General features: G+C 67.3%; 22 protein-coding genes and 6 tRNA genes. 21 read left to right on the plus strand and 7 right to left on the minus strand.

What is annotated here, in order from left to right; all coding sequences use genetic code 11:
• Positions 1-99 precede the first annotated feature (99 nt).
• Entirely contained in the window at positions 100-1104 is a 1005-nt protein-coding gene (locus IG04_RS0118815; protein ID WP_051770197.1) for a tyrosine-type recombinase/integrase, read from the plus strand.
• Between the two features lie 120 nt (positions 1105-1224).
• Here the strand turns inward: IG04_RS0118815 and IG04_RS0118820 are convergent.
• The 4 genes from IG04_RS0118820 to IG04_RS0118835 form a co-directional block, all read right to left on the minus strand.
• Positions 1225-1296: transfer RNA gene (locus IG04_RS0118820), tRNA-Val, on the minus strand.
• A gap of 56 nt (positions 1297-1352) precedes the next feature.
• Positions 1353-1775 (minus strand): TIGR02611 family protein, encoded by a 423-nt coding sequence (locus IG04_RS0118825; RefSeq protein WP_030477972.1) that lies wholly within the window; start codon positions 1773-1775, stop codon positions 1353-1355.
• Positions 1776-1797: 22 nt separating this feature from the next.
• Positions 1798-2583, minus strand: a complete 786-nt coding sequence (locus IG04_RS0118830) for an anti-sigma factor (RefSeq protein WP_030477973.1) — start codon at positions 2581-2583, stop codon at positions 1798-1800.
• A complete protein-coding gene (locus tag IG04_RS0118835; RefSeq protein ID WP_338043548.1) occupies positions 2580-3320 on the minus strand; it encodes an RNA polymerase sigma factor in 741 nt (246 codons plus the stop codon). The genes IG04_RS0118830 and IG04_RS0118835 overlap by 4 nt, the downstream gene beginning before the upstream one ends.
• Before the next feature lie 136 nt (positions 3321-3456).
• Here IG04_RS0118835 and IG04_RS0118840 point away from each other — a divergent pair, with 136 nt between their 5' ends.
• From IG04_RS0118840 to IG04_RS0118885, 10 genes are all read left to right on the plus strand, one after another.
• Positions 3457-3882 carry an SsgA family sporulation/cell division regulator gene (locus tag IG04_RS0118840; protein ID WP_030477975.1) on the plus strand — a complete coding sequence of 142 codons (426 nt, stop codon included), beginning with the start codon at positions 3457-3459 and terminating at the stop codon, positions 3880-3882.
• Positions 3883-3988: 106 nt separating this feature from the next.
• Positions 3989-4061, plus strand: a tRNA-Gly gene (locus IG04_RS0118845).
• Between the two features lie 40 nt (positions 4062-4101).
• Positions 4102-4173, plus strand: a tRNA-Cys gene (locus IG04_RS0118850).
• Position 4174: 1 nt separating this feature from the next.
• Positions 4175-4246: transfer RNA gene (locus tag IG04_RS0118855), tRNA-Val, on the plus strand.
• A gap of 158 nt (positions 4247-4404) precedes the next feature.
• A tRNA-Gly gene (locus IG04_RS0118860) sits at positions 4405-4477 on the plus strand.
• A 1-nt stretch (position 4478) separates the two neighbouring features.
• Positions 4479-4550: transfer RNA gene (locus IG04_RS0118865), tRNA-Val, on the plus strand.
• A 162-nt stretch (positions 4551-4712) separates the two neighbouring features.
• Positions 4713-5300: a TIR domain-containing protein gene (locus IG04_RS0118870; protein WP_030477976.1), complete on the plus strand. Its 588-nt coding sequence runs from the start codon at positions 4713-4715 to the stop codon at positions 5298-5300.
• Positions 5301-5302: 2 nt separating this feature from the next.
• Entirely contained in the window at positions 5303-6919 is a 1617-nt protein-coding gene (locus IG04_RS0118875) for a tyrosine-protein kinase family protein (RefSeq protein WP_030477977.1), read from the plus strand.
• Positions 6920-6932: 13 nt separating this feature from the next.
• Positions 6933-7532, plus strand: a complete 600-nt coding sequence (locus IG04_RS0118880; protein WP_030477978.1) for a hypothetical protein — start codon at positions 6933-6935, stop codon at positions 7530-7532.
• Positions 7529-10651 (plus strand): ATP-binding protein, encoded by a 3123-nt coding sequence (locus IG04_RS0118885; protein ID WP_030477979.1) that lies wholly within the window; start codon positions 7529-7531, stop codon positions 10649-10651. The genes IG04_RS0118880 and IG04_RS0118885 overlap by 4 nt, the downstream gene beginning before the upstream one ends.
• Positions 10652-10693: 42 nt before the next feature.
• Here the strand turns inward: IG04_RS0118885 and IG04_RS0118890 are convergent, their stop codons facing one another.
• Positions 10694-11293, minus strand: a complete 600-nt coding sequence (locus IG04_RS0118890) for a hypothetical protein (protein WP_051770199.1) — start codon at positions 11291-11293, stop codon at positions 10694-10696.
• Between the two features lie 218 nt (positions 11294-11511).
• Between IG04_RS0118890 and IG04_RS0118895 the strand changes: the two genes are divergently transcribed.
• Together IG04_RS0118895 and IG04_RS0118900 are read left to right on the plus strand one after the other, a co-directional pair.
• Positions 11512-11691 (plus strand): hypothetical protein, encoded by a 180-nt coding sequence (locus IG04_RS0118895; RefSeq protein ID WP_030477981.1) that lies wholly within the window; start codon positions 11512-11514, stop codon positions 11689-11691.
• 103 nt (positions 11692-11794) lie between these two features.
• A complete protein-coding gene (locus tag IG04_RS0118900) occupies positions 11795-12979 on the plus strand; it encodes a helix-turn-helix domain-containing protein (protein WP_030477982.1) in 1185 nt (394 codons plus the stop codon).
• Here the strand turns inward: IG04_RS0118900 and IG04_RS0118905 are convergent.
• Positions 12970-15804 carry an AfsR/SARP family transcriptional regulator gene (locus tag IG04_RS0118905; RefSeq protein WP_245816680.1) on the minus strand — a complete coding sequence of 945 codons (2835 nt, stop codon included), beginning with the start codon at positions 15802-15804 and terminating at the stop codon, positions 12970-12972. The two genes, IG04_RS0118900 and IG04_RS0118905, sit on opposite strands and share 10 nt — an antisense overlap.
• Positions 15805-16004: 200 nt before the next feature.
• On the opposite strand from IG04_RS0118905, the gene IG04_RS0118910 reads away from it, so the two are divergent.
• Entirely contained in the window at positions 16005-16577 is a 573-nt protein-coding gene (locus IG04_RS0118910; protein WP_030477984.1) for a vWA domain-containing protein, read from the plus strand.
• Positions 16578-16665: 88 nt separating this feature from the next.
• Positions 16666-17598, plus strand: a complete 933-nt coding sequence (locus IG04_RS42690) for a hypothetical protein (RefSeq protein ID WP_030477985.1) — start codon at positions 16666-16668, stop codon at positions 17596-17598.
• On the opposite strand, the gene IG04_RS0118920 is transcribed toward IG04_RS42690, so the two are convergent.
• Positions 17593-17994 (minus strand): PPOX class F420-dependent oxidoreductase, encoded by a 402-nt coding sequence (locus IG04_RS0118920; RefSeq protein ID WP_030477986.1) that lies wholly within the window; start codon positions 17992-17994, stop codon positions 17593-17595. The genes IG04_RS42690 and IG04_RS0118920 overlap by 6 nt on opposite strands.
• Before the next feature lie 65 nt (positions 17995-18059).
• Between IG04_RS0118920 and IG04_RS0118925 the strand changes: the two genes are divergently transcribed.
• From IG04_RS0118925 to IG04_RS0118950, 6 genes are all read left to right on the plus strand, one after another.
• Positions 18060-18548, plus strand: coding sequence for an HAD domain-containing protein (locus tag IG04_RS0118925; protein WP_051770201.1), 489 nt, complete (start codon positions 18060-18062; stop codon positions 18546-18548).
• A gap of 89 nt (positions 18549-18637) precedes the next feature.
• Positions 18638-19759 (plus strand): ABC transporter substrate-binding protein, encoded by a 1122-nt coding sequence (locus tag IG04_RS0118930; RefSeq protein ID WP_245816681.1) that lies wholly within the window; start codon positions 18638-18640, stop codon positions 19757-19759.
• A gap of 74 nt (positions 19760-19833) precedes the next feature.
• Positions 19834-20673: an ABC transporter permease gene (locus IG04_RS0118935; protein WP_036015164.1), complete on the plus strand. Its 840-nt coding sequence runs from the start codon at positions 19834-19836 to the stop codon at positions 20671-20673.
• Positions 20661-21443, plus strand: coding sequence for an ABC transporter permease (locus IG04_RS0118940; protein ID WP_030477990.1), 783 nt, complete (start codon positions 20661-20663; stop codon positions 21441-21443). The genes IG04_RS0118935 and IG04_RS0118940 overlap by 13 nt, the downstream gene beginning before the upstream one ends.
• 3 nt (positions 21444-21446) lie before the next feature.
• On the plus strand, positions 21447-22478 hold the full coding sequence (locus IG04_RS0118945; protein WP_030477991.1) for an ABC transporter ATP-binding protein: 1032 nt from the start codon (positions 21447-21449) through the stop codon (positions 22476-22478).
• Positions 22475-23602 carry a low temperature requirement protein A gene (locus tag IG04_RS0118950; RefSeq protein ID WP_030477992.1) on the plus strand — a complete coding sequence of 376 codons (1128 nt, stop codon included), beginning with the start codon at positions 22475-22477 and terminating at the stop codon, positions 23600-23602. The genes IG04_RS0118945 and IG04_RS0118950 overlap by 4 nt, the downstream gene beginning before the upstream one ends.
• Positions 23603-23645 lie beyond the last annotated feature (43 nt).

Consider the following 23645-nt stretch of genomic DNA (forward strand, 5'->3'; position numbering starts at 1 on the left):
CCAGCGACAAGAACAAGACCACCGGGTAGAACATCACCAGGACCCACCACCTGCGGAATTACTTGAGCGCAGGCCCCGGGAATAACTTGAGCGTTCACAATGCAGGACTTCGTGCCGTCGATGGTGGCTGCGCTCTACGACTACCTGCTCACTGATGGGCGTCAGAAGCGCAACACCAACGGTGAGATGTACGAGCTGTGGAAGGAAGCATGCGCTGCGGATCGTGAGATTCGACCGCGGGAGATCGCCGACAAGGTAGGTGTGACCTACGCCGCTGCGCGCCGTGCCGTGCGGCGCTACGAGGTCGGTCGGAATCCGAAGCCCCATGTGTCGGGGCTTGCGCCGAAGACCGTCAAGAGCGTGCACATCATGCTCAGCTCTGCGATGAGTGTGGCGGTGTTGTGGAAGTACATCAGCCTCAATCCGATCCGGAGTGTGAAGGCCCCATCGGTCCCGAGGCGGAACCACAGCACCTGGTCTCCCGAACAGATGATGCGTTTCCTCGAGTACGTGCGGCATCACCGCTGGTATGCGTTGTGGGTCCTTGAGGCATCGACCGGTGTCCGCCGTTCGGAGTTGTGCGGTGCGGAGATCGCCGCATTCGATCTGACGAAGAAGGTCGTCCGCATGGCTGCCACCACGCGAGTCATCGCCGGTGGAAAGGCGGTGAAAGGGTCGGGCAAGAGTCAGAAGAGCCGTCGGCTGCTCGCGCTAGACAGTTTCACCGTAGGGGTCCTTGCCTCGCACTTCCAGCAACTGGAGAAGCAGAAGCAGGACTGGGGTGACGCTTATCGTGACCACGGGTTGATGTTCTGCTGGGACGACGGACGGCCGATCTACCCGGACACCATCACGGAGGAGTTCAACAAGCTGGTCGATCTGCTGCAGTTGCCGAAGATTCGGTTTCACGACATCCGGCACACCTACGCGACGATCTCGCTGAGAGCCGGTGTGCACCCGAAGATCGTCAGCTCTCGGCTGGGTCACGCGACCGTGGCGTTCACCCTCGACACCTACTCAGCGGACATCGAGGACCTCGACCGCGACGCTGCCGAGGCAGTGATTGGTCTGTTCCTGCCGCCGTCGGCGAAGGGGCTGCTCTGACGTGGAACGACGCCGGTTTACTACCACTTTTACTACCGAGGCCCCGGAACGAGGGGTCTGCGAGTGCCCGAGAAACCCGAAAGCCCCCGACCTTCGCAGGTCAGAGGCTTTCGGGTTGTATGGGCGATACTGGGATCGAACCAGTGACCTCTTCGGTGTGAACGAAGCGCTCTCCCGCTGAGCTAAACGCCCGTGTTCTGTTGTTGTGCTGTACCGCTCGCGCGGTGTGGCCATAGCCTACAACATCATCAACGAGAACCAAAAATCGGGCTCTGCAACCAGCTCCACTCGAGGCCGAACCAGCCGCCTACCAGCGCGAACACGTTGAGGAAGTAGCAGGTTACGAGGACGATGGCGCAGACGCCCGCCATCACCAGGCCGCGGACCCAGGACGGCTGGCGCTTGAGCCATACGACCCAGCGGTCGTAGTAGCGCTTCGCGAACTTGAGGACTCGGCCTGCCCACTCGAACTCCGTGGCGAGGATGGCGAGGCCCGCGAAGACCACGAGCCAGCCTGGGCCGGGGTACGGGATCATGATGATGCCCGCGATCAGGACCAGGCCGCCGATCACGCCCACGCCGATTCGGTAGGCCAGGTTCAGTGCCGGGTTCCGGTGGAACCAGTGGCGCCAGCCCTTGTGTTCTTCGGGCTTCACGTCGGGCTTCGTCATGTGTCGATCATCCTGTTGGGATTCAGGCGGGTGCAACCTGGCCTCCCGCTAGCACTTCCGAGGGTTTCGGTGGTGCTTGGCGGCCTGGTTCGAGCGACACCGCGAAGGTCGTGTGCTTGTGCGCGTCGGAGGACCAGGCCAGCAGTTGCGGGTCGGTCGAACCGGCTCGTACGTCGAACACCGCCAACGGTACCGGCGCTTTGGTGCTTGCGCCCCAAACTACGTAAACGTGACCCGAGTCGTTCGGCTTGAGGTTGCTCGGCAGCACGGCGCCCGAGGTCGGGTTCGAGAGGACTACGGCCACCTCGTCGCCTGAGCCCGTGCGCAGGATCGCCCTGTTCGTGGCGGGGTCTGCGGCCAGGGAGAGGGCCTTGTTCAGGTCGTTGGTGCGAGCCTCGGAGGCCGTTACCTGGTCCGAGAGCTGGTTCACGCGCACGCCCAGATAGCCGGCGCCTGCCAGTACGGCCAACGCTGCCGCGGCGGCCAGCAGGACGCGGCCGGTGCGGCGGCGGTGTTGCGGGCGCAGTGGGATCGGCGCCGCGTGGCGCGGGGTGTGCTGGGCGGCGGGCACTTCCTGGGGGATGTGCTCGATCTGTTCCATCAGCTTCGCGCGCAGGCGGGGCGGTGGTTGTTCCTGGGGGACCGCGCCGCCGATGCCCGCCAGCACCTCCTGCGTCGCCTGCACGGTGCGCTGGCACGTGTCGCAGGTCGGCACGTGGTCGCGGGCCACTGCTTCGTCGTCTGGCTCCAAGGAGTGCATCGCCCAGCCGACGGCGAGCTCCTCGTGAGCGCACAGGTCGCCGTTCACCGGTGAACTCCTGTCGTCTCGCCGGTCTCGCCGGCCCACAAGTTCCCCAACGTGCCTCTCAGGCGTCTGATCGCCGCGAACGTGCGCGATTTCACAGTCCCCAGCGGGATGCCTGTCAACTTTGCCACCTCGCACTGCGTGTAGCCGCCGAGATAGGCGAGCGCTATTACTTGGCGCTGTTCTTCCGGCAGCGTGTGCAGGGCCGCTCTGACCTCGGCGCTCACCACGCTGACCAACGCTGCGTGGTCGGAGCCTTCGGCAGGAGGGGAGATGTCGTCGGTGAGGGGAACAGTCCGACGACGCTGGGTGTTCTCTTTACGTACGGCGTCCACCGCGCGGTGGTGCACCAAAGTCATCAACCAGGTGCCGAAACTTCCGCGGGCGGGGTCGAACCTGGCGGGGTGCCGCCAGAGCGCGAGGAAGGCTTCCTGGACGACGTCCTCGGCCAGTTCCGGGTCCACGCAGATGCGCCTGGCCAGCGAATATGCTGGTGTGCCGTACCTGTCGTACAGCTCACCGAACGCCGACCGATCGCCCTGTGCGAGTCTTTGCACGAGCTCGAAATCGGTCGGCCGGCCGTCGCTCGACGCAACGGTTGGGCCGGGCGAGTCAGCCACCAGAGATGTCCTCACGTCCAACATTCGCGCAACAGCCGGTACCGGGTTCAGGTTAGACCCAGCAAGATGGGAGTCGCTGAACGCCGGCTGACGAGCGAGGAGGCCACGGAGCGCGTGCATACGGTCGCGTTACGGAGTCAGACTGACCCGATGGGGTGATCTGCACCCGATTCGCGAGCGTTCCTCGCCACATGCACGTCACAACTAAGGTGCTCGGTCGTTTCATTGACCGGGAAGGGAGAAGAGGGTAACGACGATGCGCAACGATCACGTGACGCTCCGCTCGACAGCGGTCTTCGACCTGCTGGCACCGAGGACCCCTGCGGTCCCGGTTCAGGTGGAGCTTCGATACGACACGAAGGACCCGTACGCGGTCGTTGCCGCGTTCCGGACCGGCCGCGCCGGTTGGGTCGAGTGGGTGTACGCCCGCGACCTGCTCGCAGACGGACTCATCGCCGACGCCGGCGACGGTGACGTCCGGATCCGCCCCGCCGCCGACGACCCCGAGGTCGTCGTGATCGAGCTGAGCTCGCCTTCCGGGCACGCCATGTTCGAGGCGTCCGCCCAGGAACTCGCCGACTTCCTCGATCGGACCTATGACGTCGTCGTGCCGGGCAACGAGCACCTCTGGGTCAACGTCGATGAGGCGCTCACGCACCTCATCTCGAACGACCTGAGCTGAATAACCCGAGGTAGGGGGTCCGCGATGGCGAAGCGGGCACCCCGGTGAAACTCGCTTGAACCCCTCGTATAAGCTTCGTTTCAACATCATGAAGTCAGTGGTGTACGCGGATGTAGCGCAGTTGGTAGCGCATCACCTTGCCAAGGTGAGGGTCGCGAGTTCGAGTCTCGTCATCCGCTCTGTGGTTCCACGGTGTACTTGCCGTGGGGTCATGCTCCTGGCGGAGTGGCCGAGTGGCTTAGGCAAGGGCCTGCAAAGCCCTGTACACGGGTTCGATTCCCGTCTCCGCCTCGGACGATTAGCTCAGCGGGAGAGCACTACCTTGACACGGTAGGGGTCACAGGTTCAATCCCTGTATCGTCCATTCTGGATAGACAGCGGGGCCAGGTGCACAGCGCACCTGGCCCCGCTGTCGTTTCGCGGGCCTGTCAGCGGGCCCGTCACCCTGAAGATCAGCCGATTTGGAGCTTCGGGGGACCGTCGGATAAAGTTCCTCTCGCACCACGGGAAACCGGGGCGCACGCGGATGTAGCGCAGTTGGTAGCGCATCACCTTGCCAAGGTGAGGGTCGCGAGTTCGAGTCTCGTCATCCGCTCGGACGATTAGCTCAGCGGGAGAGCACTACCTTGACACGGTAGGGGTCACAGGTTCAATCCCTGTATCGTCCACTCATCACAGGAAGCCCTCGATCGAACATGATCGAGGGCTTCCTGCTTTTCACGGCAACGCCGCGTCCGCCCACTTTTTGTCCAATTATTGGTCAGAAGGGCTGAAAATGCCCACTTTTTTGTCTTTTATCGACGCGGGTGGCGCACCTACTGTTATGCGCTGTGTCCTACAAGTACGATTTCTTCATCAGTTACTGCCGATACGGCAGTGTGCAGAGATGGTTGCTCAACCACTTCCTGAGCAAACTCAAGGAATGTCTGGCTGATCAGTACGCGCCGACTCCGACGGTGTACGTCGACCGCACGATGGAGCGCGGCGTGCACTGGCCGTCGAGCCTGCAGGACGCCCTGCGGCACAGCAAGATCATGATCCAGCTCCTCACGCCTCAGTACTACGGGTCGCGCTGGTGCATGGCCGAGCAGAAGAGCATGCGGGCCAGGGAGGAGATGCTCGGCTTCGCCAGCCTCCAGGTCCCTCAGGGGCTGATCTATCCGATCCTCTACTCCGACTCCGAGAACTTTCCGCTGGAGGAAAAGGAGAGATCGTGGGTGGATTTCAAGGACGTGGCGCACCCGGACCCCGTGTATCAGCAAAGCCGGAAATACCTGCGATTCCACACGCGGGTGAACGACCTCGCGGCTGATCTCGTCCAGCTCGCCAGGCAGGCACCGCCCTGGCAGCCGGACTGGCCTGATATCGACCCGCCGGATCCTCCGCTCATGCCGCCACCCCAGATACCGAGGTTCTGACCATGGCCGGGACCGTCATCACCTTCTACTCGTACAAGGGCGGCGTCGGGCGCAGTTTCACCATGGCCAACATCGCTGTCTTGCTCGCGCGCTGGGGCTATCGGGTCCTCACGATCGACTGGGACCTGGAAGCTCCCGGCCTGCACCACTACTTCGCGCCGGTGCTGCCGGAAGCACCGAAAGGAGGCGTGATCGATCTCGCGGACGATTTCCTCGCCGGCGCGAATGAACCCGCCGCCCACGCGCTGAAAGTCGACGTGGAAGGCAGCGGCACGCTCGAGTTGCTGGCTGCGGGGAAGATGGACCGCTCCTACATGCGGCGGATGCAGGCGATCGACTGGGAGAAGCTGTACGAGAAGGGGTTCGCGAGCTTTCTCGAGGTGTGTCGCGCTCGCTGGACCGCCGACCACGACTTCGTGCTGATCGACAGCAGGACAGGCATCTCCGACATCGCGGGCATCTGCACGGCTCACCTGCCGGACCGCCTGGTCGTCGTCTTCACCGCCAACGACCAGAACCTCGACGACGTCGTGGACATCGCCCGGCGCGCCGACGCCGCGAGAGACCGGATGCCCTACGACCGGCCCCGGCACACCGTGCTCCCCGTGCTGTCCCGACTGGACAACCGGGTCGAGTACGAGCGCGCGGACAAGTGGCAGCGCAAGTGCGCCGCGGTGGTCGCCCCGCTGTTCGAGAACTGGCTCGTCAAGAGCGTTCCCGAAGACCTCATGCTGCGGCATCTCACGGTCCCGTACGTCTCCTACTGGAGTTTCGGTGAGCAGCTGCCGGTGCTGGACGAACTCGTCCCGTCGCCCGACCAGATCTCGTACGCGCTGGAAACCATCGCCGCGGTGATCGCGCAGGGGTTCGACCGGACAGACGTGCTGGAGGACAACCGCGACGCCTACGTCGCGGCCGCACGTAACCACCACCGGGACTTCGACCTCGATCTGCTGGTATCGAGCCCCCGGACGCTGTTGAAGGCCACCGAGGAACTCATCAGCGAACTGAACGCGCTCGGGGTGCGGACCGAGCGTTCGGTGTCCGGCGACCCGGAGATCCTCGAGCAGGCCGGTGAGCCGGCGGAGCACCTGTGCCTCCTGGTGGACGGTGAGGCGAGCCGGTGGCAGATCACCGAGGCGGAGCGCTTCCTGCGGCACACCATCGGGCCGGAAGGCGATCAACGGCAGCTGTTCTGTGTGCTGACGAGGAACACGGATCGAGATCGGCTACCCGGTTTTCTGCGCAACCTGCGGCATCTGGAGCTCGGCCCGCGCCCGGAACTGGTCGCGCGGCAGCTCCACACCCTCATCCAGGGGACTCCTGGGCACGAACCGAACCACGAGGCGCTGATAACGGCTGCGACCGCGTTGCGCGGTCTTCCGGACGAGATGCCCTACGCCGGCCGTTTCGCGCTTGTCCAGGAAACGGTCCACGGCATGACGGCGGCGCTCGACGGCGGCGCCATGGAGCTGCTGCTGGATCACTCGGCCGACCTTGCGTTCATCAGCAAGGTGCGCGGCAACGGCGCCCAGGCTCCGATGCCACCTGAACTGCGAGCCGCGGTGGGAGAGCTGCTCGCCCGGATCGATCGACGACTCAACGCGTTCACCGACTGAGAGAGGCGGCGTGATGCCGGAGAAGTTTGGCGCCCCGGAGCGTGCGGCGTTGACCGTGCTGATGCTGGAGAACCGGCCGGTGCGCAACACGGAGCTGGGCGACCAGGTCAAGCTCACCAAGCCCGGTCGCGAGAAGTTGAACAAGGCCGGTTTCATCCAGACCGATGAAACCGTGAAGCCGATGGTTCACGAGATCACCAACGAAGGCATCGCCTGGTGCCTGCAGGACCTCGTCAAGGGAGAGTTGCCGCCGAGATCGACCTCGCACGCGCGAGTCACGTTCGGGCTGCTGAAGAAGTTCATCCTGCACCACGAGGCGTGCGGGACGCTCATCGACGTGATCCGGTCCCGGGATCTGGAGTCGTTGATCCGTTCCACCTACGAGGAACTGGCCACCGAGCCGCAGGACTGGATCCGGCTCGCCCGCATCCGGCCCCGGCTCAACGGCGCGGAGAAGGGCGAGGTCGACGCGACGCTGGTGAAGATGATGAAGACCGGGACCGTCCACCTGGCACCCGAGTCCAACACGAAGGTGCTCACCGCGGAAGACCACGCCGCGGCGTTGCGGGTCGGCAGCGAGGACCTGCACCTAGTGGCGATGGAGGAGTCGTGACCGCACAGCTGCGAGAAGCGTTGGCTGCATTGCGGTTCAACTCCGCCGAGACCCCGGACGACGTCTGGCGCACATCGCCGTCCCACGTCGACGGCCTGCACACCAGGGCGGAACATCGGATCCGGACCGCGATCGCGGATGCCAGGGACAGCACCGGTTCCAACCCCATCGGCCTCATCCTGCAGGGACGCAAGGGTGTCGGCAAAACCCACCTGCTCGGCACGGTGCGCAGCATGGTGCAGGAGACCGGCGGCTACTTCTTCCTGATCGAGGTGAGCTCGGCGGCGATGTTCTGGGACGACGTCGCCGAAGCCATGCGCAGCGAACTGCTCAGAACCGATGACCGCGGGGAACTCCAGCTCATCGTGCTGTTGCGGGAGTTGTGCCGTGGCGCTGATGTGTCCGATGAGGTCACCAAGGCGATCGTGAACGAGGCACCGCTGACGCCCGAGCATCTGGACGCCCTCATCAACGGTCTGCGCAAGGTGGACGCCCGGATCGCGACCGACTGCAACGCCGTGATCCGTGCATTGGTGTTGTACGCGTCCACGCATTCGTTGATCGGCCAGAGCTATCTCGAAGGGCTGGACGACGATGCCGGCGAGTACCGCCGATGGGGCCTGCTGACCAGGACGAAGTCGGCGCGGTACGTGGTGCGGGACATCTCGCGCGTGCTGGCCATGACGGGCCCCTGCGTGGTCGCGATCGACCAGCTGGACACCGTGATCAACAAGACCCAGGACCTCATCGAGGACGACCTCAGCCCTGAGGAGGTCAGCGAGCTCGCGCTCATCTCGGACGGGTTGATGCAGCTGCGCGAGATCACCCTGCGGACGCTGACGATCGTCGCGTGCCTGCCCACCACGTGGATCAAACTGCGCAAGGCGGCCAGTGACACGGTCGGCGACCGGTTCACCCTGACACCGATCCTCGGTGCTGTCACCGACCCCTCGATCGCAAGAGCTCTGGTCGAGAAGTGGCTCACCGTGATCTACGGGAGCAAGGGGATCACGCCTCCTCACCCGACCTGGCCGGTGGCAGAGGAAGCCTTCGGCGACCACTGGCAGGACGAGACCCCGCGCACGCTGCTCAAGCGCCTGCACTCCCATGCGGAGGCCTGTCTGCACGGCGAGATCCGTGAACTCCGCTCGTTCCAGGAGCCAGAACAGGAGGCGACGCCCGCACCGACTGTGCCGTTCACGCCGAAGGCAGGTTCTGAGCCCGACTACCTCGTCGAGCTCGATGCCAAGTTCGCGAGACTGCGGGAGAAGGCCGCGCTCGCCGCCGCCGAGGTCAGGTCGCAGAACGAGGACGACGTGATGCCGGCGTTGCTGCTGGCAGGGCTGAGGTCGTGGGTCACCGAGATCGGCAACGACGACCTGGCGTGGTATCCCGAGCCCCAGGCCTCGGACAAGAGCCTGCACGCGAGCCTGCGGCACACGGTGGACGAGGAGCGGGACGTCGAGGAGCGCTGGGTCTTCCGGCTCATCGCCAGCAGTCACGGCAACAAGGTGCTGCGCAAGTTCCGCAACGCCAGGGCGGCGGCCGAGGACGGGCGCGGCAGGCACCTCGTCCTGATCCGCAAGGGGTCCGGCGGCTGGACCGGGGCGAAGACGAAGGGTGAGGTCGCGGAGTTCGTGCAGCGCGGCGGCAAGAGGGTCGACGTGTCGGACGACGACCTGCGCACGTTCATCGCGCTCAAGGAGATGTGGGCGTCGCAGTCGCACCAGTTGCTCACGTGGCTGGTGGCGCGGAAACCCGCCAGCGGCAACACGTTCCTGCGGAAGATCCTGCCCGACCCGGCGAGGAGTGGGACCAGGAGCGGGCACCAGGAGACACGTCCTCCGCCGCGGTCCGAGGTGACGAAGTCCCAGCCGCAGCAATCACGGCCGGAGCAGGGTGAGGGCGCGATCGTGCTCGGGATGGACGGGGAGATCCGGATCGAGCTGGAGTCGTTGCGCAAGCACGCGATCGTGTTCGCCGGGTCCGGTAGCGGCAAGACGGTGCTGTTGCGCCGGATCGTCGAAGAGTGTGCGCTGCAAGGGGTTTCGGCGATCGTGCTGGACCCCAACAACGACCTGGCGCGGCTGGGCGATGCCTGGCCAGAGGTGCCGGGGGAGTGGCGGGCCGGGGACGAGGCCAGGGCCGCCGAGTACCTCGCCGGCACCGAGGTCGTCGTGTGGACGCCCGGGCGGTCCGGTGGGCGGCCGTTGAGTTTTCATCCCCTGCCCGATTTTGCACTGGTGCGCGGGGACGAGGACGAGTTCGGGGCGGCGGTCGAGGCCGCTGTGGCCCGGCTGTTGCCCCATGCGCGGATTGCGAACGGGACGAAGTTCGCTGTTCGGGGGCGGGCTGTGCTCAAGGAGGCCTTGCGGTACTACGCGCGTCACGACAGGCGGGATCTGAACGGGTTCGTCGACCTGCTGGCGGAGTTGCCGGAGGGTGTCAGCAAGTTGCACTCCGCGGCGGCCACGGCGGCTGATCTCGCGGAGACGTTGCGGGCCGCGATGGTCAACGACCCTCTGCTGGCCGGGCAGGGGGAGCCCACGGATCCCGGTGTGCTGCTCGAGCCGGCGCTGGGCAAGAAGGCGCGGATCTCCGTGATCAGCTTCGTCGGGTTGCCGTCCGACGAGCAACGGCAGGGGTTCATCAGCCAGTTGCAGCTGGAGGTGTTCGCCTGGATCAAGCGGAACCCCGCCGTCGACCGGCCGCTCGGCGGACTGATGGTCATGGACGAGGCGCAGACGATCGCGCCGTCCGGTCAGGCGACGGCCAGCACGCAGACGACGATCCTGCTGGCGTCGCAGGCCCGCAAGTACGGGCTGGGGTTGTTGCTCGCCACCCAGGCGCCGAAGGGTGTGCACAACCAGGTCACCGGTAACGCGACCACGCAGTTCTTCGGGCGGTTGAACAGCCCGGCGCAGATCGCCGCGGCCACGGACATGGCGCGGGCCAAGGGGAGTTCGATCGCGGACATCTCCCGGCTGGAGCGGGGGCAGTTCTACGTCACCGGGGACACGTTCGGGTTCCGGCGGATGCGGGCGCCGTTGTGCCTGAGTCATCACCCGCCGAGCCCGTTGCGGCTCGAGGAAGTGGTCGAGCGAGCCGGCAGGCAGTGAGAAAGGGCGGTGTCCCCGACGGGGGCACCGCCCTTTTTCGCGTCACGAGGCCAGCATGTCCTCGATCCGCTGGTGCAGCGTCGAGAGCAGCTCGGTGGTGCCGCCCAGGACGACGAAGTTCACGGTCTCGTCGCGAACCTCCACCGCGTACACGGTGTCGCCCGCACGTTCGACGCGGACGGCGATCGTGGTGTCGCCGAGGTGCAGGGTGCCGGCGAGATCGCGCTTGGCACCCGCGGCGGCGAACTGTTCGGCCAGGGAACGCAGAGGGCTGGTGGCGGGCTGTTCGGTCTCGGCCGTGGTCGCCATCTCGGCGACGGACACCCGTTCCCTGCCTGCGGTCTCGGCCGCCTCCACCCGGCTGACGAGTGCGTCCACCAGCCCGTCGTCCGTGCGCAGGAACGACGACGGCGCGGGGGCGTCGCCTGTCAGCACCGGCAGCACGTGCTCGTCACCGTTCACCGCCAGTTCGTCCACACTGGACACGAACGGCACGAAGAAACGCACTCGGGCCTCGGACAGGTCGTTGCCCTCCAGCACGGTCAGGCCACGTTGCCGGCATGCCTCGACCACCTCGCCGACCACGGCGCGCTGCTCTTCGGCGAACGACACGGCGATGTCGTAGGTCGCGGATTCGGTCACTCCAACCTCCTCGGGTGATGGCCGCACGTCGGCCGGGTGCGCGCAGCATCCAGGCCGCGTGTTGACCAGAAGTGGATGAGGAGTGGACGTGTTGACCACCTCGGTGGGCAACGGGAAACACCTGTTATCACGAATTCCGAAGATGAATCCTCGAAGTAGCCCGCAGAACGGCGGGCGAAATCCCGAAATCAATTGCGATTTCCTTCGGAGGATTCGTCATGTCCAAGATCGTGTCCACTTTCGTCGCCGGTACCGCCACCCTGGTGACCGCGCTCGCCGTCGCCGCCGCCGTTTCCGGTGTCGGCACGGCGAACGCGGACGACACCCCGCCGCCGCCTCCCACCACCACGACCACCACCGAAACCCAGAACGGCGGCGGCAACCCGTGGCACGGATGACATAGCCGCAAATGCGCCCTGGCCATTTTTTGTCATGGCCGGGGCGATTGCGTCGGGCAGATTCTGGTGATGTACTCGGCTGACGCCGGAGCGGGAGGCAATCGTGGCCGGAAGTTTTGGTGAGTTGCTGCGTGAACACCGCGTCGCCGCAGGGCTGTCGATGGGGCAGCTGGCGAAGTTGATTCATTACAGCAAGGGCTATCTGAGTAAGATCGAGAACGACCTGAAACCGCCGACGCCGACGGTGGCCCGCCTGTGCGACGGCGTGCTCGGCGTGGGTGGGCGGCTGATCGAGGCCGCGATGCACGGCACCCCGGCGCTCGCCCGCCGTCAGGTTCTGGTGGCGGGCACGATGCTCGGTGTCGGCGCGCTCGCCGGCAGCGGGCTCCGGCCGGCCCCGGACGCCCAGGTGGTCGCGGGGATGCGCACCTCGTTCGAGAACCTGCGGGCGCTGGGTCTGCGCACCAGCCCGATGGTGATCATCGAGCCGCTGAAAGCGTTGCAGCACACCGTGCACGGGATGGCGCGGGAGAATACCGGGCCGATCGGCACCGGGTTGCTGAGGCTCGCCGCGCGCCTCTCCGAGTACACGGGCTGGATGAGTCAGGAGGCCGGTGACGAGCAGGCGGCGCTGTGGTGGACCAGGCAGGCCTCTGAACTGTCGCGCGCGGCCGGGGACCCGGACATCGCGAGCTACTCGTTCGTGCGGGAGGCGGGCATCGCGTTCTACCGGCAGGACGCCCGGAGCACGATCAACCTCGCCCAGCAGGCGCAGTGGATCTGCAACGCCGGTTCACGAGTCCTCGCGCTGGCCGCACGACGCGAAGCACAGGGACACGCACTCGCCGGAGACCGCTACGCCACCGAAAGCGCGTTCGACCGTGCCGTGCGCCTGATGGACTCCGAGCAGCCGGACAGCCCTTATCCGGCGCTCGGCCCGAGCGCGCCCGATCCACTGGAACTGGCCAGGGGATGGGCGTTGAGCGACCTCGGGCTCAACGTCGAGGCCGCCGTCGTGCTGGACCGGCAGCTCGCGCTCGTGCCCGTCACGTCGCGCCGCACCAGGGCCCGCTTCGGCACGCGCAAGGCGCTCGCCCAGGCGTTGTCCGGTGACGTCGACCAGAGCTGCCGGACGCTCGCCGCCACGATCGACGACGCGGCGCACGTCGACTCGGCGACCGTCCGGACGGATCTGCGGCAACTGGCCAGAACCCTGGGCAGGTGGCACAACCACGCCGCGGTGCGAGAGGTCTACCCCGACCTGAAACGGCTCCTGTCTCACCGCTGACCGCACGCACAGGTCATCGCCGCACGCTCGGCCCGCACCTGCTGCGCCTCCGGCTGGTCGAGCTCGGCGAACACGGCCTCGGCCGCGTTCCAGTGCGCCACCGCGCCGGAATGCCTGCCCAGTGCGTGCATCGTCCGCGCCACACCGATTTCGCCGTGCGACTGGTGCGTGCGGTTGCCCGTGCCGGTGGCCACGTCCAGCAACGCCTGGTAGAGGCGCAACGCGCCGGCCAGATCGCCGCCGTCGCGTGCCGTGGCGGCCCGGTCGTGGAAGAGCCTCGCGCGCAGGTCGGCGTCCGCCAGTCCCGCCGCGGCGGCGGAGGCCAGTTCGTGGTGGTGCAGTGCTTCGCCCAGCCGGCCGGCGAGCCGGTGGGCGTCGGCGATGTTGGTCAACGCGTAGGCGGCCACGCAGTCGTCGCCGAGTTCGACCGCGATCTCGTGCGCCTCCAGGTGGTCGGGGATGGCCTCTTCGAACATCCCGAGGTGTTGCCGGTTCGCGCCGCGGTTGTTCAACGCGTGTGCCAGTCCCTGCAGGTGGCCGATCTCCCGCAAGATCCGTACGGCGTCGTCGTGCTGCCGCACCGCGATGTCGTACCTGCCGTGCTGTTCGTTGAGGTAGCCCAGCATGCTGAGCGCGTGGGCGCGGCCCCGGAGGTCCCCGCACTGCTCGTACTTCGCGAGCGCGGCTTCGAAGCACCGCACCGCCTCGTCGTGGGCGCCGAGTTGCATCGCGGACAGGGCGAGCGCGCACAGCGTCGCCGCCTCGCCCGCCACGTCGCCGAGCCGGGACCACCTCTTCAGTGCCTGTTCGGCGAACTCGAACGCCTCGCTGTGCCTGCCGAGCCGGTCGTGAGCGGTGGAGAGGCGCAGCAGCACGTGCGCCTGGCCGTGGTCGTCCTCCGCGCGAACGGAGTCGACGGCCTCGATCCAGTCCTCGAACCGGTTCGCCGTGTTGAAGTGCCGCCAGATCAGTGCGGCCAGCCGCCAAGCGTGGTCCGGGCCTGAGCACCTGATGGCGGCCATCAGGTTGTCGCGCTCGGAGGTGATCCACGCCAGCGCCTCGTCCTGGCGGGTGAACCGCAGACCGAGCGGACTCGTGCGGTCCACCGGCGGCTGGACGGTGTGGTCGAACGGGTAGGCCGCGCTCACCGCGCTGCTCAGCGACACGAGGTAGAAGTCGAGCAGGCGCACCAGGGCGCCCGCGGGCGGAGGTTCGAGAGCGGCGAACTCCTTGATCGGGTCGAGCATCTGGTACCGGTTCGGCGCGACCTCCTCCAGCAGGCAGACCTCGTGCAGGTCGTCGAGCAGCTTGCGGGTGACGGCGATGTCGAGGCCTGCGAGGGCCGCGGCCCCGACGAGGTCGACGTCCGGTCCCGGGAGGTGGCCGAAGAGCCGGAAGAGCTCCTGCTGCCGGTCGTCGAGTTGCCGGTAGGACGCCAGCACCGCGGCGTCTTCCCGCAGCGGTCCCTCCTCGTCCATCAGGCCGAGCAGGTGGTCGAGCGACCACCGGTCGTGCCTGCGCAGCAACGCCGCCGCGACCGTGATCGACACCGGCAGGTACCCGCAGCGCTTCACCAGGCCCGCGATGTCCGCCGCCCTGCCGCGCACCCGGAACGGGCCGGTCAGCCGCCGGAACAGCGCGGAGGCGTCATCCGCGGGCATCGGGGCCAGCCGCACGTGTTCGCTGATGTCCGGCTCGCCCATTCTGCGGCTCGTGACGACGGCGAAGCAGTCGCGCGCTTCGGGCAGCAGCGGCCGGATCTGCTCGGGTGACGCCGCGTTGTCCAGCACCACCAGCGTTTTCGTGCCGTAGAGCTGGGTCTGGTAGAGCGATGCCTTGCGGCCCACCGTGTCCGGGATCTGCTCGGCCGGCACGCCCAGTTCGGTGAGCAGCTGGCTCAGCGCGTCCGATACGGACATCGGTGCCACGTTCGGGGTGAACCCGTTGAGCCGCAACAGGAGCTGGCCGTCCGGGAACCGGGGACGCAGCCGGTGTGCCGCCTCGACGGCCAGGCCTGTCTTGCCGACGCCGAGCGCGCCGCTGATCCACACCGCGCGTCGCTCACCGGTGCCCGCGGCGGCCGCCTCGATCGTCTCCAGTTCGGTGGACCGGCCGGTGAACCCGCCGGGGCGAGATGGCAGCGAACTGACCGGCTCACCGTGCTCGGCCCGCGCCGCGAGCTTGCGCAGCGCCGACCCGGGCTCGTAACCGGCTTCCGCGAGCGCTGTGCAGGCGTTCTTGTAGACCCGGATGGCACCCACGCCGTCAGCGCCCGCGATCAGCGCGCGCATGAGGAGTTCGGCGTACCTCTGGTTGGCGGGGTCTTTCGGCAGGGCGCGGCGCATGCGATCGCGCGCCGAGCGGTGGTCACCTACGAGCAGTTCCAGTTCGGCGACGTCACCCAGCGCGTCGGCGAAGCTCTCGGCCGGTGAGATCACCGCGGCGCCGCCGACCCGGTCGATGTCGATGTCCTCCAGGAACCTCCCATGCCACAGGTCGACCGCGGTGCGCAGCAGGTCGACGGCCTTGCGCTGGTCGTTGTTCCGCAAGGCTTGTGCGGCTTCCTCACGCAACCGGTCGAAGCGCACGGTGTCGATCTGGTTCTCGTCGACGCGCAGTACGTAACCGGTGGGTGTCGTCTCGATCGCGGCGTCGGTGGGTTCGAACGCCTTGCGCAGCTTGTTGATGTAACCGCGGACCAGCGTTCTGCGCTCGGGGTTGTCAGGCCACACGGTCTCTGTGAGCCGTTCGGGTGACACGGGCTTGTTCGCGTGCAGGAGAAGAACGACGAGGATGAAGCGTTGTTGCTGGTCTCCCAGGGACACGGAAGTGCTGCCGTGCCAACATTCCAACGGACCCAGCATATGAAATTCCACGCGGTCCTCCCGGTGCACGAGCTGCCATCTGGGTGGAATGTCGCCCAAAGCCCCGGTGGCGTGTCAGTGAATCAGCTTTTTGTCCACGTTTGATCAACGCGATCCGGTAACGGTGTCCGCACCAGGCATCGCGCTGAGGGGGAAGTCGGATGGTTCTCGATGTGTTGCCGTGCTATCTCGTGTGCGACGTGTCGTTCTCGATGAGCGACCACATCGACGAGGTCAACGCCGGGATGCGCGAGTTCCGTGGGGTGGTGCACGCGGATCGGCACGCCACGGCCCAGATCCGGCTCTGCGTGGTCGTCTTCGCGGAGAGCCCGCTGGTCGTGCGGCCGTTGCTGCCCGCGCTCGAGCCGGCCGAGGAGATCACGCCGCGCGAGGAGTCGGGTTCTGACTTCGGTTCCGCGTTCACCCTCGTGCGCACGATCATCGAACGCGACGTGCGCCGCCTCAAGAGGCAGCGGGTCCAGGTGCGAAGACCGCTGCTGTTCTTCGTCTCCGACGGCAGGGCGACCGATCCGGCGTGGCCCGCGTCCCTCGCGAGGCTCACCGCCACCACGCTGTGGCCGGAGATGGTCGCGTTCGGACTCGGAGCGGTCGACCAGCGGGCGCTCGGCCGCATCGGCAGCTCGCGAGTCTTCCTCGGAAGCGACGGTGTGCGCCTGGGCATCGCACTGGCCTCGTCGGTGGCACGGACCGTCCTGCGACCGGAGCACGTCTGACCGATCCACGGCGTGTCCACTTCTCGTCCACACGCCCGCCGCAACCTGACCCCGCCGCACGTGAGCGAGCAAGGGGAGGAGAGCGGAGATGTTGAAGAACCTGGTCCGTGAGCTGAAGACCCTTCGTAAAGGACGAGGCGTGCACGCCGGACGGATCGCGGACAAGATCGGCCCGTCGCTGGCCACCGCCTGCGGGATCACCAGCGCGGACGGCTCGGTCGCCGCGAAGCAGAAACTCGTCACCCGGCTGACCGAACTGGTCGAGCAGCTCCCGGAGGACCTGCAACTCGCCGCGCGGGCGGCGTTCGGCCTCATCGCCGACGTCCGGCAGCCGCTCTACCAGGAGCGCGTCACCTGGGTGGCGGCGCGGATCGACCGCGACTCCCGCACCGTGCGCCGTCGCGTGGACGAGGCCGTGGAGCAGCTGGCCGAACTCGCCGCCACGACGTCGCCGCGCACGGGCGGCGGCTGGCACACCGCGGAGCTCAGCGTCGCCGTGGCGCTGGACCAGGGCCAGCCGGAGGTGCTGGAGCGCTACCAGGTCGTCGTCGACCAGGACGGCGTCGACTCGCTGGACTTCACCTCGGTCTTCCCGGTCCGCCGGCGCGACGTGGACGTGCACCTGCTCTACGGCGGCACGCTGCGGGAGCGCGGCGACGGTGGCCGTCCCGGCTTCACGCTGGTCCCGGCCGAACCGCTGGTGCGCGGCGATATCCACGACTTCGCGATCCGCTACCGCATGTCACACCGCGACGCCATGCACCCGTGCGTGCTGCACGTGCCCGAACGGCCGTGCGAGGTGTTCGACCTGCGCGTGCGGTTCGAGCACGACCGCAAGCGGCTCGTGCGGGCGTTCGACGGCGTGCTGGTGCAGCGGTCCGATGCCGAGCCGGCCGGGTCGCAGCAGGCGGTGGACCGGGCGGGGGAGATCCACCTGCGGTTCCGGCGGCTGCTGCCCGGACTGCTCTACGGCGCCCGGTGGGGCAGCGCGGCGGTGTGCTCGGCGCGCAGGGCCTCATGACCGGCGAGGCTCGTACCAGGCCTCGCCCACCGGTTCGCCCGCCATGTTCCACGCCCAGACGCGGGTCGGCGTGATCCGGCTGTAGACGCCAGGGCCGACGATGCCGGTGCGTTCGGCCGGATCGTCGGCGATGCCGTAGATCCGGATGGCCCTCGCGACGAACGGGGTGAACGAGACCAGGTCGTCGACCACGAGCGACACCCGGCGGCGGCCGGCGGTGATGTTGCGGAACTTGCGGGTGCTCCTGACCTGGTCACCCGCACCGCCGACCCAGATGTGCGTGCCGTCGTACTCGAACGCCAGCGGCACCACGTCGGGCTGGCCGTCCTCGTTGACGGTCGCGAGGCGGGCCAGGGGCTGTTCGCGCAGGTAGGCGATCTCCTCGTCGGTGAACATGCCCCTTATACGAACAGCAACCCGCGTTTTCGACCACACGGCTGCTGTCGGGGGATGCTGGACGGATGCGTCCACTGGTCCTGCTCGACGTCGATGGTCCGCTCAACCCGTGGGCCGCGAATCCCAAGCCGGACAACTACCGGCTGTTCGAGATCAAGGTCGGCTGGCGCCGCAGACTCCGCGTCTGGCTCGACCCGGAGCACGGCATCCAATTGAGACAGCTGGCGGAGGACACCGGCGCCGAACTCGCGTGGGCCACGACGTGGCTGCACCGGGCGAACACCGAGATAGGGCCACGTCTGGGGCTGCCGCCGCTCAAGGTGGTCGAGTTCCACGACGAGACCGGCTGGAAGTACCCCGCGGTCGCCCGGTACGCCTACGAAAGGCCTCTCGCCTGGTTCGATGACGACTTCGGCCTGCACGCCGCGCGACGCGAGCAGTTCGTCCACAAGCGACGGCATCTGACCACCGCGCTGATCCACGTCGATCCCGGTACCGGGATCTCGGCACAACACCTGGGCGAGGTACGGAAAGCATTCAGCGGCAACCCGTAGGCCGCCGAGAATTCACGGTTGGAGTCGAGAAGGTCTCAACCGGCGCGGCTGGCTTGACAACGAAAGCATCCCGAGCCAATCCTCCGCTGGTGCTGAAGCGAGGGAACGTCACGACGAAGTTGATCGGCGTCGGTGCGCTGGTGCTGGCGGTGGCCGCCTGTGGCGCCCCGCCCGCCAAGGAGACGCCGGCTGGTGCCGCCGGAACCGCGAAGTCGGCGAGTGAGCTCGGTGGCATGGACAAGCTGGTCGAGGCCGCCAAGAAGGAGGGCAAGCTCAACGTCATCGCGCTGCCCCCGGACTGGGCGAACTACGGCGAGATCATCAAGGCCTTCGAGGCCAAGTACGGCATCAAGGTCGACTCCGCGCAGCCGGACGCCTCGAGCCAGGAAGAGATCAACGCCGCCAAGCAGCTCAAGGGCAACGACCGCGCGCCCGACGTGTTCGACCTCGGTCTGAACGTGGCGCTGGCCAACAAGGACATGTTCGCCCCGTACAAGGTCAGCACGTGGGACGACATCGCCGCGGAGCTCAAGGACGCGGACGGCGCGTACTACGGCGACTACGGCGGCTTCATGTCGATCGGCTACGACGCCGCGAAGGTGCCGGCGCCGACGAGCGTGAAGGACCTGCTCAAGCCCGAGTACAAGGGCAAGGTCGCGCTCAACGGCGACCCGACGCAGGCCGGTGCCGCGTTCTCCGGTGTCGTCATGGCGGCGCTGGGCAACGGCGGCAGCGCCGACGACATCGCCCCCGGTGTCGAGTTCTTCAAGCAGCTCAAGCAGGCCGGCAACTTCCAGCCGGTCGACCCGTCGCCCGCGACGATCGAGTCCGGTCAGACGCCCGTCGTCATCGACTGGGACTACACGAACGCCGCCCAGACCGACAAGCTCAAGGGCAAGCTCGACTGGAAGGTCGTCGTCCCGGCCGACGCCCAGATCGGCGGGTACTACAACCAGGCCATCAGCAAGGACGCGCCGCACCCCGCGGCCGCCCGCCTGTGGCAGGAGTTCCTCTACTCCGACGAGGGCCAGAACCTCTACCTGAAGGGCATGTCCCGCCCGGTGCGCCTGGACAAGATGGGCGACAAGGCGGACAAGGCCGCGAAGGAGAAGCTGCCCAAGACCGACGGCAAGCAGGTGTTCCAGACGCAGGCCCAGGCCGACAAGGCCAAGGCCGTCCTGACCGCGACCTGGGCCCAGGCCATCGGATGACCGCAGTCGCTCCTGTAGCGGCGGCAAAGCCCGGCGGCTCCACCCCCAGGGGTGGGGCCGCCGGTCGGCCATCTGTGGCCGCCTGGCTCGTCGCGGTGCCGTTCCTGGCGTTCGTCGGCACCTTCCTCGTCTACCCCACGGTGCTCGTGCTGTTCGGTGCCTTCCAGGACTCGAACGGCGCGTTCACGCTCGACAACCTCACGAGCCTGTTCACGGGCGTCGTCTTCGACGCCTTCGTGCGCAGCATCGAACTCTCCGCGCTCACCGCGGTCATCGGCGCGATCTTCGGCGCGTTGCTCACGTGGGCGATCGCGGTCGGCAACCCCGACGGGATGCTGCGCCGGACCGTCATCGCGGGCAGCGGTGTGCTCGCCCAGTTCGGTGGCGTGCCGCTGGCGTTCGCGTTCCTCGCGACGGTCGGCTTCGAGGGTCTCGTCACGAAGTTCCTGCGTGACAACGTTGGCATCGACCTCTTCGCCGGCAGCGCGTGGCTGTTCGAACTGCCCGGCCTGACGCTCGTCTACACGTTCTTCCAGATCCCGCTGATGGTGATCGTGTTCCTGCCCGCGCTCGACGGCCTGCGCCCGCAGTGGCGCGAGGCCAACGCGAGCCTCGGCGGCACGAGCTGGACGTACTGGCGCCACGTCGGCGGCCCGATCCTGACGCCGCCGTTCCTCGGCGCGCTGCTCCTGTTGTTCGCCAACGCTTTCAGCGCCTACGCCACAGCCGCCGCGATCGTCTCTCAGGGCAGCCCGATCGTGCCGCTGCAGATCCGCGGGTTCCTCACCGGCGAGGTCGTGCTCGGCCAGGAGAACCTCGGCAAGGCGCTCGGCCTCGGCATGGTGATCGTGGTCAGCATCGCGATGGGCGTGAACGTGCTGCTGCAGAAGAGGGTGGCCAAGTGGGTTCGCTAGTGAAACAGCGCGTCCTGCGCACGATCATCCTGCTGGTCCTCGGCGTCTACTTCATCCTGCCGTTGATCGCGATGGCGGAGTTCTCCACGCGTGGCAAGAACGACACGCGCAGCCTCGAGTCGTGGACGTCCATCGTCGACGACGAAGGGCTGATGGAAGCTCTCGTCAACTCGCTGCTGCTGTCGGTCACCTCCGCGGTGCTGATGCTGGTGCTGCTCGTGCCGACGATGGCGTGGATCCGGTTGCGGCTTCCGCAGTTGCAGCGGCTCGTGGAGTTCCTGTGCCTGCTGCCGCTGGCGATTCCCGCCATCGTGCTCGTGGTCGGCATGGCGCCGCTCTACGCGTGGGTGAACTACTTCGTCGGCGACTCAGCGCTGACGCTGACGTTCGCGTACACGATCCTGGTGCTGCCGTTCGCCTACCGCGCGATCGACGCCGGACTCGCCGCCATCGACCTGAAGACGCTGGCCGAAGCCGCGCGCAGCCTCGGCGCATCGTGGTTCACGGTGCTGTGGAAGGTCGTCGTGCCGAACATCCGCGTCGCACTGATCGGTGCTTCGCTGCTGTCGGTCGCCCTGGTGCTCGGCGAGTTCACCATCGCGTCGCTGCTCAACTTCGACACGCTGCAGGTGCAGGTCAACCTGCTGGGCAAGCGCAACGCGGGTGTGTCCATCGCGGTGTCGCTGCTGAGCCTGATCTTCGCGTTCGTCCTTCTGTTCGCACTTTCCTACGTCGGCCAACGGCGCCGTCAGACCGTGGTCGAGGAGTAAGACATGGGTCATCTGGAACTCAAGGGACTGCGCAAGTCCTTCGGCGGCAATGTCGCGCTGGACGGCCTCGACCTGGAACTGGCCGAGGGTGAGCTGGTGTCGCTGCTGGGTCCGTCGGGCTGCGGCAAGACGACGGCGCTGCGCATCGTCGCGGGCTTCGAGACGTCCGACTCGGGCACGGTCACCGTGGGCGGCAAGGACATCACGAAGGTGCCGGCCAACAAGCGGGACATGGGCATGGTCTTCCAGGCCTACAGCCTCTTCCCGAACATGACCGCGGCGCAGAACGTCGCGTTCGGCCTGAAGATGCGCAAGGCCGACGCCAAGAAGGCCGGCGAACTGCTCGAACTGGTCGGTCTCACCCATCTCGGTGGCCGGTACCCGCACCAGATGTCGGGTGGTCAGCAGCAGCGCGTCGCACTGGCGCGTGCTCTCGCGATCCAGCCGCGCGTGCTGCTGCTGGACGAGCCGCTGTCCGCGCTGGACGCCAAGGTCCGCGTGAACCTGCGGGACGAGATCCGTCGCATCCAGACGGAGCTCGGCATGACGACGCTGTTCGTCACGCACGACCAGGAGGAGGCGCTCGCCGTCTCCGACCGGGTCGGCGTGATGTCGCACGGCCGGCTGGAGCAGCTCGACACCCCGTCCGTCGTCTACCGCGAACCGAAGACGGCTTTCGTGGCGCAGTTCGTCGGCGTCACGAACTCGGTGGAGGCCAAGGCCGAGGGCCAGACCGTCGTGGTGAACGGCGTGACCGTCGCCGCGTCGCACGACCAGCCGTCCGGCAGCGACGTTCGTGTCATCGTGCGTCCGGAGGACATCGGCGTTTCCGCGCACCACGGCGACACCAATGGCAAGATCGTGGGCGACGTGCTGACCCAGTCGTTCCTCGGGCCGGTCACGCGGATCTCGGTCAGGGTGGGGGAGCAGGTGCTGCGCATCGACCAGCCCTCCAACACCGCCGCCGCGTACCAGCCGGGTACGCGGGTCGCGCTCGACCTCAGCGAATCAAGGATCATGGTGGTAGCGGGATGATCAAGAAGCTCCTCGCGCGCGACACGGCGGAGACCCACCGGGTCGCGACACCGTTGGAGCTGCTGTTCGACCTGAGCTTCGTGGTGGCGGTCGCCCAGGCCGCCGCCTCGTTGCACCACGCCGTGTCCGAGAACCACGCGGGGGCCGGCCTGCTGGCGTTCTGCATGGCGTTCTTCGCGCTGTGGCTGCCGTGGCTGAACTTCACCTGGTTCTCCAGCGCGTTCGACAACGACGACACGCTGCACCGGATCATCACGATGGTCCAGATCGCCGGTGTCCTGGTGATCGCGGCGGGCATCCCCGCCGTCTTCGAGCACCAGGACTACCGGATCGTCGTCGGCGGCTACGTGGTCATCAGGCTCGCGATGGTCACGCACTGGCTGCGTGCCGCGCGCGACAACCCGTCGCACAAGGCGTGCGCGCACCGGTACGCGGGCGGCATCGCGGTCATGCAGGTGCTGTGGGTGCTGTGGCTCTTCGTACCGCCGAGCCTCGCGGTCGGGCTGTGGGTGCTCGGCATGCTCGCCGAGTTGCTGGTGCCGGCCTGGGCCGAGCGGACGACCGCGACGACCTGGCATCCGCACCACATCGCGGAGCGGCACGGCCTGTTCACGCTGATCGTGCTCGGCGAGTCGATCCTGGCGGCCACGCTCGCGTTCCAGAAGGGCTTCGACAGCGGCGTCAACCTCATCTCGCTCGCCGCCGCCTCGCTCGTCATCGTGTTCTCGGTGTGGTGGATCTACTTCGAGGCGCCGGCCCACCTCCACAACCTGAAGAAGGCGTTCCTGTGGGGGTACGCGCATCTGTTCATCCTCGGCTCGATCGCGGCACTCGGCGCCGGTCTCGCGGCTTCGGTCGACTACGACCTGCACATCTCGCACGCGCCGGGCATGACGGTCGCCGCGTTCACGACGGTGCCGCTGGCCGTGTTCTTCCTGTGCGTCTGGTACGTGCAGGACTGTCCCGGGAAGGCGGGGATGCGTAAGTACCTGCTGCCGATCGGGTCGGCGGCGGTGCTGGCGGCGACGTTCGGACCGGCGCCGATCCACGTGACCGCCGGGCTCTCGCTGGTCCTGGCGGTCGTGACGCGGCTGCTCGGGCAGGCTCAGCGCGTCGAGGTGTAGTCCCGCATGGCCTGTCAGGGCGGGGAGTTCGGCGGGTTCGCCT

The organism is Lentzea albidocapillata (assembly GCF_000719115.1).
Classification (GTDB): domain Bacteria; phylum Actinomycetota; class Actinomycetes; order Mycobacteriales; family Pseudonocardiaceae; genus Lentzea; species Lentzea albidocapillata.